The 15,661-nt window shown below is 65.6% G+C and carries 14 protein-coding genes and 1 pseudogene; 12 read left to right on the top strand and 3 right to left on the bottom strand.

Going from position 1 to position 15,661, the window contains the following annotated elements; genetic code table 11:
* From ACVISU_RS03825 to ACVISU_RS03815, 3 genes are all read left to right on the top strand, one after another.
* A complete protein-coding gene (locus ACVISU_RS03825) occupies window positions 1–969 on the top strand; it encodes a branched-chain amino acid ABC transporter permease (protein ID WP_050406472.1) in 969 nt (322 codons plus the stop codon).
* Between the two features lie 146 nt (window positions 970–1,115).
* Window positions 1,116–1,760: a DUF47 domain-containing protein gene (locus ACVISU_RS03820; RefSeq protein ID WP_050406471.1), complete on the top strand. Its 645-nt coding sequence runs from the start codon at window positions 1,116–1,118 to the stop codon at window positions 1,758–1,760.
* A gap of 14 nt (window positions 1,761–1,774) precedes the next feature.
* Window positions 1,775–2,779 (top strand): inorganic phosphate transporter, encoded by a 1,005-nt coding sequence (locus ACVISU_RS03815; protein ID WP_050406470.1) that lies wholly within the window; start codon window positions 1,775–1,777, stop codon window positions 2,777–2,779.
* Here ACVISU_RS03815 and sugE read toward each other — a convergent pair whose 3' ends face one another.
* Complete coding sequence (gene sugE / locus ACVISU_RS03810; protein WP_050406469.1) at window positions 2,780–3,094, bottom strand: quaternary ammonium compound efflux SMR transporter SugE; 315 nt, start codon at window positions 3,092–3,094, stop codon at window positions 2,780–2,782.
* 155 nt (window positions 3,095–3,249) lie between these two features.
* Here sugE and ACVISU_RS03805 point away from each other — a divergent pair, with 155 nt between their 5' ends.
* The 9 genes and pseudogenes from ACVISU_RS03805 to ACVISU_RS03765 all read left to right on the top strand — a co-directional run bounded on the left by ACVISU_RS03805 (window position 3,250) and on the right by ACVISU_RS03765 (window position 12,937).
* On the top strand, window positions 3,250–4,869 hold the full coding sequence (locus ACVISU_RS03805; protein WP_456706051.1) for a peptide chain release factor 3: 1,620 nt from the start codon (window positions 3,250–3,252) through the stop codon (window positions 4,867–4,869).
* Window positions 4,870–5,094: 225 nt separating this feature from the next.
* A complete protein-coding gene (locus ACVISU_RS03800) occupies window positions 5,095–5,706 on the top strand; it encodes a hypothetical protein (RefSeq protein ID WP_456706050.1) in 612 nt (203 codons plus the stop codon).
* An 81-nt stretch (window positions 5,707–5,787) separates the two neighbouring features.
* Window positions 5,788–6,372: an NnrU family protein gene (locus ACVISU_RS03795; RefSeq protein WP_456706049.1), complete on the top strand. Its 585-nt coding sequence runs from the start codon at window positions 5,788–5,790 to the stop codon at window positions 6,370–6,372.
* Between the two features lie 2 nt (window positions 6,373–6,374).
* Entirely contained in the window at window positions 6,375–7,196 is an 822-nt protein-coding gene (panB, locus tag ACVISU_RS03790; RefSeq protein ID WP_456706048.1) for a 3-methyl-2-oxobutanoate hydroxymethyltransferase, read from the top strand.
* Window positions 7,197–7,206: 10 nt separating this feature from the next.
* Complete coding sequence (locus ACVISU_RS03785; protein WP_456706047.1) at window positions 7,207–8,802, top strand: class I adenylate-forming enzyme family protein; 1,596 nt, start codon at window positions 7,207–7,209, stop codon at window positions 8,800–8,802.
* Window positions 8,803–8,958: 156 nt separating this feature from the next.
* On the top strand, window positions 8,959–9,615 hold the full coding sequence (locus ACVISU_RS03780) for a tetratricopeptide repeat protein (RefSeq protein ID WP_456706046.1): 657 nt from the start codon (window positions 8,959–8,961) through the stop codon (window positions 9,613–9,615).
* A 37-nt stretch (window positions 9,616–9,652) separates the two neighbouring features.
* Window positions 9,653–10,210 (top strand): hypothetical protein, encoded by a 558-nt coding sequence (locus tag ACVISU_RS03775; RefSeq protein ID WP_456706045.1) that lies wholly within the window; start codon window positions 9,653–9,655, stop codon window positions 10,208–10,210.
* 52 nt (window positions 10,211–10,262) lie between these two features.
* Window positions 10,263–11,645: a ribosome biogenesis GTPase Der gene (gene der, locus ACVISU_RS03770; protein ID WP_456706044.1), complete on the top strand. Its 1,383-nt coding sequence runs from the start codon at window positions 10,263–10,265 to the stop codon at window positions 11,643–11,645.
* Window positions 11,646–11,685: 40 nt separating this feature from the next.
* Window positions 11,686–12,937: pseudogene (locus ACVISU_RS03765) on the top strand (MFS transporter).
* Between the two features lie 94 nt (window positions 12,938–13,031).
* On the opposite strand, the gene ACVISU_RS03760 reads toward ACVISU_RS03765, so the two are convergent.
* Window positions 13,032–14,258, bottom strand: a complete 1,227-nt coding sequence (locus ACVISU_RS03760) for an ABC transporter substrate-binding protein (RefSeq protein WP_050406457.1) — start codon at window positions 14,256–14,258, stop codon at window positions 13,032–13,034.
* A gap of 149 nt (window positions 14,259–14,407) precedes the next feature.
* Complete coding sequence (locus ACVISU_RS03755; RefSeq protein ID WP_456706043.1) at window positions 14,408–15,544, bottom strand: hypothetical protein; 1,137 nt, start codon at window positions 15,542–15,544, stop codon at window positions 14,408–14,410.
* Window positions 15,545–15,661: the final 117 nt, after the last annotated feature.

Genomic DNA, 15,661 nt, shown 5'->3' with positions numbered 1-15,661 from the left:
ATGTCAGCATTGACCGACGATACACTTCCGATGACGCCGCGCGCGATGCGCGACGAGATGATCGTATTCGCCGTGATGGCGGCGCTGCTGGCGGTGGTGCCGTTCACGGGGGTCTATCCCTTCTTCGTGATGCAGGCGCTGTGCTTTGCGCTGCTCGCCTGCGCGTTCAACCTCCTGATCGGCTATGGCGGCCTGCTGTCGTTCGGCCACGCCATGTTCCTCGGCACCGCCGGCTACGTCTCGGCGCATGCGCTGAAGGTGTGGGGGCTGTCGCCGGAGCTCGGCATCGTGGTCGGCACCGCCGCGGCGGCCTTGCTCGGCCTCGTCACCGGCTACATCTCGATCAAGCGGCAGGGCATCTACTTCTCTATGATCACGCTGGCGCTGTCGCAGCTGCTCTACTTCCTCTATCTGCAGGCGCCGTTCACCCACGGTGAAGACGGCATCCAGGGCATCCCGCAGGGCCACCTGCTCGGGATCTTCGATCTCTCCAAGCCGATCGTGCTCTATTACGTCGTGCTGGTCGGCTTTCTCGCCGGCTTCCTCTTGATCTACCGCACCATCAACTCGCCGTTCGGCGAGGTGCTGAAGTCGATCCGTGAGAACGAGCCGCGCGCGATTTCGCTCGGCTACAAGACCGACCAGTACAAGTTGCTGGCCTTCATCCTGTCGGGCACGCTGGCGGGCTTTGCCGGCTCGCTGAAGGTGTTCGTGGCGCAGAACGCCTCGCTCACCGACGTGCACTGGTCGATGTCCGGTGAAATCGTGCTGATGACGCTGGTCGGCGGCCTCGGCACCATCTTCGGACCGGTGGTCGGCGCGTTCGTGATCATTGCCATGCAGCAATATCTCGCCGGTTTCGGCCAGTGGGTGACGGTGATCCAGGGCGTGATCTTCGTGGCCTGCGTGCTCTTGTTCCGGCGCGGCCTGGTCGGCGAGCTGGCCCACCTGCTGCGCCGGTCGCTTTAGGGGCAGGGGACCGCGGCCTCCTTCGATATAGCAGTGGATGACCGCCCATTCGGGCAGTCAAGCCCGGGCGCATTCAGCGCAATTTGTTCTATGACAGTTTTGTGACAGTCGCTAAAAGGGCTGTCCCGGAACGATGGAACTGAGACATGCTGCGCTGGTTTCGCGCTTTCCTGCCCAAGGAAGAGCGATTTTTCGACCTGTTCGCCCGCCACGCCCAGACCTCCGTGCAGTGTGCGAAGGCGCTGCAGGACATGCTGAGGGGCGGGGAGGAAACGCCGGTCTATTGCCAGCGCGTCAATCAGTTCGAGAACGATGCCGACAGCGTCACCCGCGAAGTGCTGACCGCGGTCCGCCGCACCTTCATCACCCCGTTCGACCGCAGCGACATCAAGAACCTGATCACCGCGATGGACGACGCGGTCGACCAGATGCAGGCGACTGCCAAGGCGGTGATGCTGTTCGAGGTGCGCGAGTTCGAGCCGCCGATGCGCGAGATGGGCGGCCTGATCGTCGAATGCGCCAATCTGGTCGGCCGCGCGCTGCCACTGCTGCAATCGATCGGCCACAACGTCTCGATGCTGACCCAGATCACCGAGGAGCTGACCAAGCTCGAGGGCCGGGTCGACGATCTCCAGGACATCGGGCTCAAGGAGTTGTTCCTGAAGCACCGCGACGCCAACACGATGGACTTCATTGTCGGCGCGGAGATCTACGATCACCTCGAGAAGGTGGCAGACCGCTTCGACGATGTCGCCAACGAGATCAATTCGATCGTGATTGAACAGGTTTAGGGCAGGGCCATCAGTTGGACGCCACGCTGGGTCTTCCCGTCCTGACCATTCTGATCGCGGTCGCGCTGCTGTTCGATTTCCTGAACGGGCTGCACGACGCCGCGAACTCGATCGCAACCATCGTCTCGACCCGGGTGCTGCGGCCGCAATATGCGGTGTTCTGGGCGGCCTTCTTCAACTTCGTCGCCTTCGCGGTGTTCGGCCTGCACGTTGCCAACACGATCGGCACCGGGATCATCGATCCGGCGGTGGTGGACGCGACCGTGATCTTCGCTGCACTGGTCGGCGCGATCGTCTGGAACGTGATCACATGGGCGCTGGGCATTCCCTCGTCGAGTTCGCACGCGCTGATCGGCGGCCTGGTCGGCGCCGGCATGGCGAAGGCGGGCATCTCGGCGGCGGTGTGGAGCGGGCTGACCAAGACCTTGCTCGCGATCGTGCTGTCGCCGCTGGTCGGCTTCCTGCTGGCGCTGGTGCTGGTTGCGATCGTGTCCTGGCTGTCGGTGCGCTCGACGCCGTTCGCGGTCGATCGCGCCTTCCGCATCCTGCAATTCGCCTCGGCCTCGCTCTATTCGCTCGGCCATGGCGGCAACGACGCGCAGAAGACCATGGGCATCATCGCCGTGCTGCTCTATTCGCAGGGCCATCTCGGCGACACCTTCGAGATCCCGTTCTGGGTGGTGCTCGCCTGCCAGAGCGCGATGGCGCTCGGCACCTTGATGGGGGGCTGGCGGATCGTCCGCACCATGGGGCTGCGGATCACCAAGCTGACGCCGATGCAGGGCTTCTGCGCCGAAACCGGCGGCGCCGCGACCCTGTTCATCGCGACCTATCTCGGGGTGCCGGTATCGACCACCCACACCATCACCGGCGCCATCGTCGGCGTCGGCGCGGCACGGCGGCTCTCCGCCGTGCGCTGGAACGTGGCGAGCTCGATCGTCTATGCCTGGGTGATCACGATCCCGGCGTCGGCCGCGGTCGCCGCCGCGACCTATTGGGCGGTGCAGGTCCTCAAATAACTATCCGACCAGCTTCAGCCCGACGATGCCGGCGACGATCAGCCCGATGCTGGCAAGCCGCATCGCGGTTGCGGGTTCGCCGAGCAGGATGATGCCGAGCGCCGCCGTGCCGACCGCGCCGATCCCGGTCCAGACCGCATAGGCGGTTCCAATCGGCAGCGTCTTCAGCGCGATGCCGAGCAGGATCACGCTGCCGGCCATCGCCGCCAATGTCAGCACCGACGGCACCAGCCGCGAGAAACCGTCGGTATATTTCAGCCCGATCGCCCAGCCGATCTCGAGCAGGCCCGCGGTGAACAGAATGGCCCAGGCCATGACGAACCCTCCGGATAAGGCAGGGTCGTCCCCGCGGATGGTATGGTGAGGAAAGGTCGTCCTTCCCATGCCTATATGAGGATGGTGCGGCCATTCCGCATTGCGACAAAACGCCCTTGATTGCGCCCGTTTTCCCTGCCAAACGCTGCCCCGCCATGTCCGATACCGCTGTTTCAACCGAATCGCCGTCCCGCTCGCCACTGTCTGAGGAAGTGGCGCGCCGGCGCACCTTCGCGATCATCTCGCACCCGGACGCCGGCAAGACCACGCTGACGGAAAAGCTGCTGCTGTTCGGCGGCGCCATCAACCTCGCGGGTCAGGTCAAGGCAAAGGGCGAGCGTCGCAACACGCGCTCGGACTGGATGAAGATCGAGCGCGAGCGCGGCATCTCGGTCGTCACCTCGGTGATGACCTTCGAGTTCAACGACCTGGTGTTCAACCTCCTGGACACGCCGGGCCACGAGGACTTTTCGGAAGACACCTATCGCACGCTGACCGCGGTCGATTCCGCGGTCATGGTGATCGACGCCGCCAAGGGCATCGAGGCGCGCACCCGAAAACTGTTCGAGGTGTGTCGGTTGCGCGACATCCCGATCATCACCTTCATCAACAAGATGGACCGCGAGAGCCGCGACACCTTTGAGCTGCTCGACGAGATCGAGAAGACGCTGGCGCTCGACACCACGCCGATGACCTGGCCGGTCGGCCGTGGCCGCGACTTCCTCGGCACCTACGACGTCGTCAATGGCGGCGTGCGGCTGCTTGAGGGCGGCGGCGCCAAGACCGGCGCCACTGAGCAGATCGACATCGCCGATCTCGGCAAGCGCAACCCCAATCTCGACGTCGCCGAGGTCAAGGACGAGCTCGCGCTGGTCTCGGAAGCCTGCAAGCCGTTCGAGCTCGCGGCGTTCCGAGAGGGCCACCTGACGCCGGTCTATTTCGGCAGCGCGCTGCGCAATTTCGGCGTCGGCGATTTGCTCGAAGGCCTCGGCAAGTTCGCACCGGCGCCGCGCGCGCAGGATTCCGATCTGCGCAAGGTCGAGGCTTCAGAGCCGCGCATGAGCGCGTTCGTATTCAAGATCCAGGCCAACATGGATCCGAACCATCGCGACCGCATCGCCTTCGCCCGGCTATGCTCCGGAAAACTCAGCCGCGGCATGAAGGCCAAGCTGGTTCGCACGGGCAAGAACATGAGCCTGTCGAGCCCGCAATTCTTCTTCGCCCAGGATCGCTCGGTGGCGGACGAGGCCTTCGCCGGCGACGTTGTCGGCATTCCCAACCACGGCACCTTGCGGATCGGCGACACCCTGACCGAGGGCGAGGATCTGACCTTCGTCGGTGTGCCGAGCTTCGCGCCGGAAATCGTCCGCCGCGTTCGCCTGACCGATGCGATGAAGGCCAAGAAGCTGAAGGAAGCCTTGCAGCAGATGTCGGAGGAGGGCGTCGTGCAGGTGTTCCGTCCGCGCGACGGCGCGCCGGCGCTGGTCGGCGTGGTCGGCCCGCTGCAGCTCGACGTGCTGAAGGCGCGGCTCGATGCAGAATATTCGCTGCCGGTCGAGTTCGAGGTCAGCGAATTCTCGCTGGCGCGCTGGATCTCGTCCGACGACCGCAAGAAGCTCGATGCCTTCGTCGCCGCCAACAATTCCGGCATCGCCGACGATGTCGACGGAGATCCGGTGTTCATGGCCAAGAACGAGTTCTATCTCGGCTACACCCGCGAGCGGGCCGAGGGCATCACCTTCTCCAACGTCAAGGACGTGAAGAAGAAGGCGTAGTGCCGCGCCGCATTCTCAGTGTCGTCCCCCGGCTCGACCGGGGACCCAGTACTACGCGGCCTAACGGCTCAAGCACAACCGTCTCTGGAATACTGGATCGCCCGGTCGAGGCCGGGCGATGACAACGGAGTGTGGCGTGCGAGCGCAAGGAATTGAACGCCGTCCCGCTTGCTCCGGTCCCGTCGCGGTACCATTTTCCCCGGAACGCATCCCGGGTCCAACCGCATGTTCCGACGCGTCGTCACCTGCCTTGTCTTTGCCGTGCTGGCCCTTGCCTTCGCGGGCGCCGCCGGCGCGCGGCAGCGGCAGCAGACCAACCCCGTGCCATTCGCACACACACCCTGCAGCGTGCTCGACTATGGGCCCTGCATCCCGTCTTACTGCAGCGTGTTCAACCACGGGCCGTGCCTGCCCGAAATCGATTATCCGTACGGTGAAAATCTCCAGCTCACGATCCTGACGGTGCCGCCCGAGGACCAGGCCGCGAAATACCACAAGCCGGATCATGATCTCGATACCATCGGCGATTTGTTCGCCGCGCTGCGTTCCTGCTGGGCGCCACCGCCACCCGATGACGCTCGTGAGGGCATGCAGATGTCGGTGCGCTTCAGCTTCAAGCGGACCGGCGAGATGATTGGTTCGCCGCGCCTGACATTTTCGACGCGGGGCATCCCGGCGGACACCCGCACGACCTACCTCAACGCGATCAACGCCTCGCTCAGTGCCTGCCTGCCGCTGAAATTCTCCAGTGGGCTGGGCGGCGCGCTTGCCGGCCGTCCGATCATGATCCGCTATGTCGACAATCGCGAACTGGGCAAGCCGGCCGGCAATCCGTGACGCGGCACCCGGGGTGACGCATTGCCACCCGCCCGGCGAAGATGTTACGCGAAGGCGGCAATCGATCAGGGGAGGAACATCGTGGGACTGCTCGTCATGATCCTGGGTCTCGTGCTGTTCCTCGGCATCCACGTGCTGACCAGCCTGCGCGACCTGCGCGGCAGCATCGTCAACGCGATGGGCGAGGGCGCCTACAAGGGCGTCTATTCGCTGGTATCTTTCGCGGGTCTCGCGCTGATCATCTGGGGCTTCGGTCATTACCGCGCGACCGGCTGGATCGACGTCTGGACGCCGCCGACCGCGTTGAAGCACATCGCGGTGGCGCTGATGCTGCCGGCCGTCATCCTGGTGGTGGCCGCCTACATTCGCGGCCGCATCTACACCACGCTGAAGCATCCGATGCTGGCGGGTGTGAAGCTGTGGGCATTTGCGCATCTGCTCGCCAACGGCGATCTCGGCTCGATCATCCTGTTCGGCTCGTTTCTCGCCTGGGCGGTCTATGACCGGATCTCGCTGAAGCGCCGCAGCGATGCCGGCGCGCCGCCGATCCCGGTTGGCGGAGCCACCAACGACCTGATCGCGATCGCGGTCGGTGTCATCGTCTACCTGGCGCTTGCGTTTGCGTTCCACCCGGTCGTGATCGGCGTGCCTGTCATGGGAGCCTGACTATGTCTGTTCAATCCGCCATCAAGCGCAAGACCGCGCCCGACCTGCGCGCCCGCAAGAACGGCGAGCCGATCGTGATGCTGACGTCGTACCATGCGCACACCGCAGCGCTGGTCGACCGCCATTGCGATGCCATCCTGGTCGGCGATTCCCTCGGCAATGTGATGCACGGCTTCGAGACCACGGTGCCGGTTACCCTCGACATGATGATCTTGCAGGGCCGTGCCGTGATGCGCGGCTCGCTGGCTGCGCTGGTCGTGGTCGACATGCCATTCGGCTCCTACGAAGAATCGAAAGAGCAGGCGTTCCGGTCGGCGGTGCGGATCATGAAGGAAACGCTGTGCGGCGCGGTCAAGCTCGAGGGCGGCGCGCGGATGGCGGAGACGGTGGCGTTCCTGTCGGAGCGCGGTATTCCTGTGATGGGCCATATCGGCCTGACGCCGCAGTCGATCAACACGCTCGGCTCGTTCCGCGCGCAGGGCCGCGAGGAGGAGAGCTGGGCGCCGATCGAGAACGACGCCAAGGCGATCGCGGAAGCCGGCGCCTTCTCGATCGTGGTCGAGGCGGTCGCCGAGCCGCTGGCGCGCAAGATCACGCAATCGATCGCCGTGCCCACCATTGGCATCGGCGCCAGCGCTGCGTGCGACGGCCAGGTGCTGGTGCTGGAGGACATGCTCGGCCTGTCACCGCGTGCACCGAAATTCGTGCGCCGCTACGGCAATCTCGGGCCGATGATCGAGGAAGCGATTGCAGGCTATGCGCGCGACGTGAAAAGCCGCGCCTTTCCAGGGCCGGAGCACGTCTACGGCATGAAGAAGAACTGACGAGGCGCGCATGGACTGGTCGCAACACGCATTGCCGCCGATGCGGCTCGAGCCGCGCTTCGGCGACCGCGTCGTGCCGGCGTTTGTCGAGCGGCCGGCCAGCCTGTGGGCGATGATCGCGGATGCCGTCGCGCAGAACGGCGACGGCGAGGCGCTGGTCTGCGGCGATCAGCGCTTGAACTGGCGCGAGGTCGCCGAGCAATCCGCGAAGGTCGCAGCCGGCTTTGCCAGGCTCGGCCTTGTGCCCGGCGACCGCGTCGCGATCCTGCTCGGCAACCGCGTCGAGTTCGTGCTGACGATGTTCGCGGCTGCCCATGCCGGGCTGGTGACAGTGCTGCTCTCGACGCGCCAGCAGAAACCCGAGATCGCCTATGTGCTGAACGATTGCGGCGCGAAGTGTCTGGTCCATGAGGCGACGCTGGCCGACCGCGTCCCCGACGCTGCCGACATTCCCGGCCTTTTGCATCGCGTCTCGGTCAGCGACGACGGTGCGTCGCAATTCGCTGCCTTGCGCGACCATGCTCCACCGCCAGCGCCGGCGGAGGTGAGGGAAGAGGACACCGCGATGATCCTCTACACCTCGGGCACCACGGGGCGGCCGAAGGGTGCGATGCTCGCCCATTGCAACATCATTCACTCCTCGATGGTGTTTGCATCGTGCCTGAAACTGACCAAGGCCGATCGCTCGATCGCCGCGGTGCCGCTCGCCCATGTCACCGGCGCGGTCGCCAACGTCACCACCATGGCGCGCTGCGCCGGCGCACTGATCATCATGCCGGAGTTCAAGGCCTCGGAATATCTGAAGGTAGCGGCGCGCGAGCGCGTCACCTACACCGTGATGGTGCCGGCGATGTACAATCTCTGCCTGATGCAGCCGGATTTCGACAGCACCGATCTGTCGAGCTGGCGCATCGGCGGCTTCGGCGGCGCGCCGATGCCGGTTGCGACCATCGAAAAGCTCGACGCCAAGATTCCCGGGCTCAAGCTCGCGAACTGCTACGGCGCGACCGAGACCACGTCGCCCTCGACCTTGATGCCGGGCGAATTGACCGCCGCCCATATCGACAGCGTCGGCCTGCCGTGTCCCGGTGCCGAGATCGTCGTGATGGGCGCCGACGGCCGCGAGGTGCCGCGCGGCGAGATCGGCGAGCTCTGGATCCGCAGCGCCTCCGTCATCAAGGGCTACTGGAATAATCCCAACGCGACCGCGGAAAGCTTCACCGCAGGGTTCTGGCATTCCGGCGATCTCGGCTCGGTCGATACCGACAATTTCGTCCGCGTGTTCGACCGTCAGAAGGACATGATCAACCGCGGCGGTCTGAAGATCTATTCCGCCGAGGTCGAGTCCGTACTGGCCGGCCACCCGGCCGTGATCGAGAGCGCGATCATCGCAAAACCGTGCCCGGTGCTCGGCGAGCGCGTCCACGCCGTGATCGTGACCCGCACGGAGGTGAGTCCCGAGAGCCTGCGCGCCTGGTGCGCCGAGCGTCTCTCCGACTACAAGGTGCCGGAGACGATGGCGCTGACGTCAGAGCCACTGCCGCGCAACGCCAACGGCAAGGTGATCAAGCGCCAGCTCAGGGAGAGCATCTCGGCAGGGGTGTAGCGCGGCGTAGGACAAACTCCCCGGTTAACGCTTTGATCCGCCTCGCTTTGCCTTGCCTCCGCCACACCGTTAGGGTAACGCCGCCGCGATGTGGGGATCAGGTAGGGGCTGCGCTCCGCCGAGATTCGCGGTCCCGAGGGGATGGGATAGCTTTAAGTGTCTGAATTATTTGACGAAGTCGACGAGGAAGTCCGTCGCGATCAGCTCAAGCAGCTGTGGGACAAGTACTCGCTTTTCATCATCGCGCTGGCGATCCTGGTGGTCGCCGGCGTCGGTGGCTGGCGTGGCTACCAATATCTCGAGGCCCAGAAGGCCGCCGTGGCCGGTGCGGCGTTCGACCGCGCCGTCGAACTGTCGGACCAGAACAAGCACGCCGAGGCCGAGGCTGCGTTCGCCGACCTGATCACCAAGGCGCCGTCCGGTTACCGCAACCTGGCGCGGCTGCGCATGGCCGCCGAGGTCGCAACCCGCGATCAGCCGGCCGCTGCGAAACTCTATGACGAGATCGCGGCCGACCGCAGCGTCGGCGGCCCCGATCAGGATCTGGCGCGGATCCGCGCCGCTCAGATGGTGATGGACGCCACGACCTATCCGAACATGGTGCAACGGCTCGAGGCGATGGCGACGTCCAAGGATTCGACGTTCCGCCACTCCGCGCGCGAGCTGCTGGCGCTGTCGGCCTGGCGCGCCAACGATGCCACCGCCGCGCGGCAGTGGCTCGACCAGATTGCCAATGACGGCGAGACGCCGCCGAGCCTGCGTTCGCGCGCCGAAGCGCTCCAGGCACTGTTGCCGCCGGTCGCGAAAAGCTGATTTGGCGCGAAACCCGAGTTTGAGTGAGAGATCGACCATGCGCCGCTCGCAACGCCTGATCGCAGCCGCAGTTCTGACAGCGCTTTGCAGCGCGCTGGCCGGCTGCGGCGGTGGCGGCATGGCCAATTTCGACCCGAGCGACCTGCTGGATTTCCTCGACACCAAGAAGAAGCTGCAGGGCGACCGCAAGCCGGTGTTCCCGGAAGGCGTACCCGGCCTCGAGCAGGGCGTGCCGAAGGAATTGTACAAGGGCTCGCAGCAGGAGCAGCTGGACCAGCAGAACGCCGCGGCTGCGGCCGCTGCCCAGCCGGCGCCGCCGCCGGAGCCCCCGAAGGGCGCCAAGAAGCACACCAAACGCGCCGCGCCGGCTGCGGATCAGGCCGCGGCTCCCGACGCCGCAACCGAAGAGGGCGCGCCCGCCGCGCTGCCGCCGGAGCCGAAGCCGAGGAAGATCGTCCGCCGCCGCACCACCGCGCCGCCCGCCGACGACCAGCAGGCGCAGCCTGCGGCGCCGGCGCAGCAGCAGACCCAGACCACGCAACAATCCGGCGGCGCGTTCCCCGCGCCGCTACCGAGCGGCGGATTTAGCCGCTAGGCTCCTGCTTCAATTCATTGACGCGCGCCGCGTCGCGGCGCCTGGATGATCCATGTCTTTCACGATTGCCATTATCGGCCGGCCCAATGTCGGAAAGTCGACGCTGTTCAACCGGCTGGTCGGCCAGAAGCTCGCGCTGGTGGATGACGAGCCCGGCGTGACGCGTGACCGCCGCGAGGGCCAGGCCAAGCTCTACGATCTCGACTTCACCATCATCGACACCGCAGGCCTCGACGAGGGCGCCAAGGGCTCGTTGACGGCGCGGATGCAGGAGCAGACCGAAACCGCGATCGAGCTCGCCGACGCGCTGATGTTCGTGATCGACGCCCGTGTCGGCCTGACGCCGACCGATCGCGCCTTCGCCGACTTCGCCCGCAAGGCCAACAAGCCGGTGGTGCTGGTCGCCAACAAGGCCGAGGGCAAGCATGGCGAGTTAGGGGCGATGGAATCCTACGCGCTCGGCCTCGGCGACCCCGTGCAGATCTCCGCCGAGCACGGCGAGGGCATGGGCGATCTCCACGAGGCGCTGAGCGCGCTGGTGCCCGCGACCTCGGAGGAAGACGACGAGGCCGAGGACGACGAGGACATTTCGGAGGAGGAGGCCGCGCAGCGCCCGATCCGCGTCGCCATCGTCGGCCGGCCCAACGCCGGCAAGTCGACGCTGATCAACCACCTGCTCGGCGAGGAGCGGCTGCTGACCAGCCCCGAGGCCGGCACCACGCGCGATTCCATCGCGGTCGAGATCACCTGGCAGGGCCGCCAGTTCCGCGTGTTCGACACCGCCGGCCTGCGCCGCCGTTCGCGGATCGAGGAGAAGCTGGAGAAGCTCTCGGTCGCCGACGCCTTGCGCGCGGTGCGTTTTGCCGAAGTCGTCGTGATGATGATGGACGCGCAGAACAAGTTCGAGGAGCAGGATCTGCGCATCGCCGACCTGGTCGAGCGCGAAGGCCGCGCCATCGTGCTCGCGGTCAACAAATGGGACCTCGTCGAGCGCAAGCCCAACCAGATCTCGCAATTGCGCACCGATGCCGACCACTGGCTGCCCCAGGTCAAGGGCGCGCCGATCGTCGCCGTCTCCGGCCTGATGGGCGAGGGCATCGACCGCCTGATGATCGCGATCCAGCAGGCCTATGCGGTCTGGAATCGGCGCTTGCCGACCTCGGCTCTCAATCGCTGGTTCGAGCAGGCGATCCAGGCGAGCCCGCCGCCGGCCGTCTCGGGCCGCAGGCTGAAGCTGAACTACATCACGCAGGTGAAGGCGCGCCCGCCGAGCTTCGTGCTGTTCTGCTCGCGCGCCGACGCGATCCCGAGATCCTACCTGCGCTACCTCACCAACTCGCTGCGCGAGACCTTCGATCTGCCGGGCACGCCGATCCGGATCACGCTGCGCGAGAAGGCCAATCCGTTCGCCCACAAGCGCAAGCGGCCGTCGTGAGCGGGCATAGCGTTTTCGAGCGAAGTGGGTACCGGTTCGCGTGAAGAAAACGCGTCAAAACGAGAATACCGCGACGGGACTTCCGCAACCGCGCAGCGGCGCGGTGATCTTCATCTTCATCACCTTGCTGCTCGACATGCTCGCGCTCGGGATCATCATCCCGATCCTGCCCAAGCTGATCGAGGGCTTCGTCAGCAATGACACCGCCAACGCGGCACGCATCTTCGGCGTGTTCGGCTCGATCTGGGCCTTGATGCAGTTCGTCTGCTCGCCGATCCTGGGCGCGCTGTCCGATCGCTTTGGCCGCCGGCCGGTGGTCCTGCTGTCGAATTTCGGCCTTGCCGCGGACTACGTGCTGATGGCGCTGGCGCCGAACCTGATCTGGCTGTTCGTCGGGCGGGCGATCTCGGGCATCACCTCGTCCAGCATCTCCACCGTGTTCGCCTATATCGCCGACGTCACTGCACCGGAGCAGCGCGCTGCGATGTTCGGCAAGATCGGGGTTGCCTTCGGCGCCGGCTTCATCCTGGGACCGGCGCTGGGCGGCCTGCTGGGCGAGATCGATCCGCGGTTGCCGTTCTGGGCCGCGGCGGGCCTGAGCGTTCGTCAACGGCCTCTATGGCCTGTTCATCCTGCCGGAATCGCTGCCGCCGGAGCGGCGCGCGCCGTTCAAATGGAAGAGCGCCAATCCGATCGGCGCGCTGCGTTTCCTGCTTTCCAACCGGACGCTGGCCGGCCTGTCGCTGGCGACGTTCTTCGGCCAGCTCGCGCATGTCGTGCTGCCGTCGGTGTTCGTGCTCTACGCCACCTACCGCTACGGCTGGGACACCGGCACGGTCGGCGCGACGCTGGCGCTGGTCGGCCTCTGCGGCATGATCGTGCAGGGCGCGGCGATCGGCCCGATCGTCAAGCTGCTCGGCGAGCGCAACGCGCTGTTCCTCGGCCTCGTCTGCGGCGCCCTGGGCTTCGTGATCTTCGGTGCAGCGCCGACCGGCCAGCTGTTCTGGATCGGCATTCCCGTGATGGCGCTGTGGGGTATCTCGGGCGCCGCGACGCAGGCGCTGACGACGCAACTCGTCGCCGCCGACCAGCAGGGCCAGTTGCAGGGCGCGACATCGAGCGTGCAGAGCATGTCGGAATTGATCGGCCCGTTCCTGTTCACGCTGACGTTCGCGTATTTCATCGGCGACAACGTGCCGATCAAGATGCCCGGCGCGCCGTTCTACCTGGCCGGCGCGCTCTTGCTGCTCGCGCTCGCCATCGCATGGCGTGCGACGGCGAAGAGAGCGTAGGGCGGGTTAGCGCAGCGTAACCCGCCATTGTCTCCGCGATGAGAACGCGGCGGGTTACGACTTCGCCTAACCCGCTCCGGTGGTCGCAGCTCGCTTACTTCTTCACCAGCGGACAGTCGCTGGCTTCGAGCGGCTTGGCGGCGTCTTCCGGCGAGATGGTGGCGATCAGCTTGTAATAGTCCCAGGGATATTTGGACTCTTCCGGCTTCTTCACCTCGAACAGATAGGCCGGGATGATGCGGCGGCCATCGATCCGCAAGGGACCCTTGCCGAACAGCGGGTCGTCGGTCGGGATCTCCTTCATCTTGGCGACGACCTTGGCGCCGTCATGCGGATTGCCGCCCATCGCATCGAGCGCCTTCAGGTAATGCAGCACGCCGGCATAGACGCCGGCCACCGTCATCGACGGCATCGAGCCCTTGGGCGAGACCTTCTGGAAGCGCTTCGACCAGGCGCGGGTCTGGTCGTTCGTGTCCCAGTAGAAACTCTCGGTGAAGGTGAGGCCCTGCGCGATCTTCAGCCCCAGCGCGTGCACGTCGTTGACGAACAGCAGTAGCGCCGCGAGCTTCTGTCCGCCGGCGGTGATGCCGAATTCGGACGCCTGCTTGATCGCATTGGTGGTGTCGCCGCCGGCATTGGCGAGGCCGATGATCTTGGCCTTGGAGGCCTGCGCCTGCAGCAGGAACGAGGAGAAGTCCGCGGTGTTGAGCGGGTGCTTGACGCCGCCGAGCACCTTGCCGCCGTTCGCGGTGACGACCGCCGAGGTGTCGCGCTCCAGCGCATGGCCGAAGGCGTAGTCGGCGGTGAGGAAGAACCAGGTGTCGCCGCCGGCCTTGGTCAGCGCTTTGCCGGTGCCGTTGGCGAGCATGTAGGTGTCGAACGTGTAGGAGATCGTGTTGGCGTTGCAGGCCTTGCCGGTCAGATCGGCGGTCGCCGCGCCCGAGTTGAGCACGATCGAGTTCTTCTCCTTGGCAAGGTTGCTCACCGCCAGCGCGACGCCGGAGTTCGGCGTATCTGTGATGATGTCGACCTTCTCGTTGTCGATCCAGTTACGCGCGATGTTGACGCCGACGTCGGGCTTGTTCTGGTGGTCGCCGCTGACCACCTCGATCTTCCAGCCCTTGGCGCGCAGGCCGGAGTCTTCCACCGCCATGTTGGCCGCGGCTACCGAGTTCGGCCCGCCGATGTCGGCATAGAGGCCCGACATATCGTTGAGCACGCCGATCTTGACGTTCTTGTCCTGAGCAAAGGCAGGGGTAGCAAGGCCGAGTGCAGCGCAAGCGAGAAGCACGGCGTGGCGCCGTGCGAGCGTCGTCGTCATGAGACATTCCCTCCATGTTTTTTTCCGGACGGGCCCTCTTGTGGAGCCTTGTGCCGGTCGTTCGGGTTCCCGCTTACCCTTTCCTTCGGCGAGCGGCAATCCGCATAAAGCCGGATGAGCTGCGTCGAAGCGTCATCCTGCCGTCATCCTTACTTGAGCGCATCCGAGGTCAGCTTGAATTTCTGGATCCGCTTGCCCTCGACCTCCCCGGTGTAGACGTTGCCCTTCTGGTCGACCGCCATGACGTGCAGCAGCGCGAATTGTCCGGCATTGCGGCCGCTATGGCCGAAGGTGCCGACCACGCTGCCGTCGTCGCGCTTCAGTACGCGGATCTCGTTGTTGGCGCCGTCGGCATTCAGCAGATAGATCTGCTTCGGATCGGGCCACAGCGCGAGATCGAACACCGCGCCGTCGCCGCGCGTGTTCTTCTCGTAGAACCATTCCCTGACGAAGGTGCCGTTCTTCTGGAAGACCTGGATGCGGTTCTGGCTGCGGTCGCAGACATAGACCAGCCCGTCATTGGCGATCTTGATGCAATGCACGGGATTGCCGAACTGCTCCTGCACCGCGGCGCTTGGATCGTAGGGCGGCTGCTTGTCGTCGGTGGGTAGCTTGCCGTAGCCGCCCCAGTGCCGCTTGTAGGCCAGCGTGGTGGCGTCGTAGACGATGACGCGGCGGTTGCCATAGCCGTCGGCGATGTAGAGCTCGTTGGCCGCCTTGTCGATCGCCATCTCGGCGGGACGGCCGAGCTGGGTGGTGTCGTTGCTGTTGGTGCGGGCTGCGATCTTGCCGATCTGGCCGAGATACTTGCCGTCGAGCGAGAACTTCAGGATCTCGCTGTCGTCGTCGGCATTGCCCCCGATCCAGACGAAGCCGCGCTCGTCGACCTCGATGCCGTGCTCGCGGCCGACCCATTGATAGCCGTCGCCAGGGCCGCCCCAGGCGCGCAGCAGATTTCCGTCGACATCGAATTCCAGCACGGGCGGCGCCGCCACGCAGCATTTCGCGCGCGGCGGGGTGAGGCTCAAAGCCTTCTCGCCGTCGGTCAGCGAGCGCGGCCGGTGCACGACCCAGATATGTCCCTGCCAGTCGACGGTGATGCCGCCGACCTGGCCGATGATCCAGTTGTTCGGCAGCTGCTTCGGCCAGGACGTATCGACCGCGAAGGTCGGGACGTCACCGGCCCTGGCGGGCGTTGGCTGAGCAAGAAGGGCTGATGATGCGATGCCGGCGGAGAGAAACAATCCGGACAGAATGGAGCGCGCGCGATTGAACGTCGGCGTCATGATGCCTCCCGAGATTTTTCTTGGCGGTCGTCCCGCTTGAGGAGGCAGTCAATCGTGGGGCGGGGGAGGAGTCAATTGCAAGGAGGTGGGTAGCCCGGATGGAGCGAAGCGAAATCC

It is taken from the genome of Bradyrhizobium sp. USDA 4452 (assembly GCF_054063575.1).
This window is presented reverse-complemented; position numbering and strand designations above follow the sequence as displayed.

Excerpts from the sequence above, each read along its gene's own strand:
- der (WP_456706044.1), top strand. The coding sequence starts at position 10,263 with ATGTCTTTCACGATTGCCATTATCGGCCGGCCCAATGTCGGAAAGTCG.
- ACVISU_RS03775 (WP_456706045.1), top strand. The coding sequence starts at position 9,653 with ATGCGCCGCTCGCAACGCCTGATCGCAGCCGCAGTTCTGACAGCGCTT.
- panB (WP_456706048.1), top strand. The coding sequence starts at position 6,375 with ATGTCTGTTCAATCCGCCATCAAGCGCAAGACCGCGCCCGACCTGCGC.
- ACVISU_RS03755 (WP_456706043.1), bottom strand. The coding sequence starts at position 15,544 with ATGACGCCGACGTTCAATCGCGCGCGCTCCATTCTGTCCGGATTGTTT.
- ACVISU_RS03820 (WP_050406471.1), top strand. The coding sequence starts at position 1,116 with ATGCTGCGCTGGTTTCGCGCTTTCCTGCCCAAGGAAGAGCGATTTTTC.
- ACVISU_RS03785 (WP_456706047.1), top strand. The coding sequence starts at position 7,207 with ATGGACTGGTCGCAACACGCATTGCCGCCGATGCGGCTCGAGCCGCGC.
- ACVISU_RS03800 (WP_456706050.1), top strand. The coding sequence starts at position 5,095 with ATGTTCCGACGCGTCGTCACCTGCCTTGTCTTTGCCGTGCTGGCCCTT.
- sugE (WP_050406469.1), bottom strand. The coding sequence starts at position 3,094 with ATGGCCTGGGCCATTCTGTTCACCGCGGGCCTGCTCGAGATCGGCTGG.
- ACVISU_RS03760 (WP_050406457.1), bottom strand. The coding sequence starts at position 14,258 with ATGACGACGACGCTCGCACGGCGCCACGCCGTGCTTCTCGCTTGCGCT.
- ACVISU_RS03825 (WP_050406472.1), top strand. The coding sequence starts at position 1 with ATGTCAGCATTGACCGACGATACACTTCCGATGACGCCGCGCGCGATG.
- ACVISU_RS03805 (WP_456706051.1), top strand. The coding sequence starts at position 3,250 with ATGTCCGATACCGCTGTTTCAACCGAATCGCCGTCCCGCTCGCCACTG.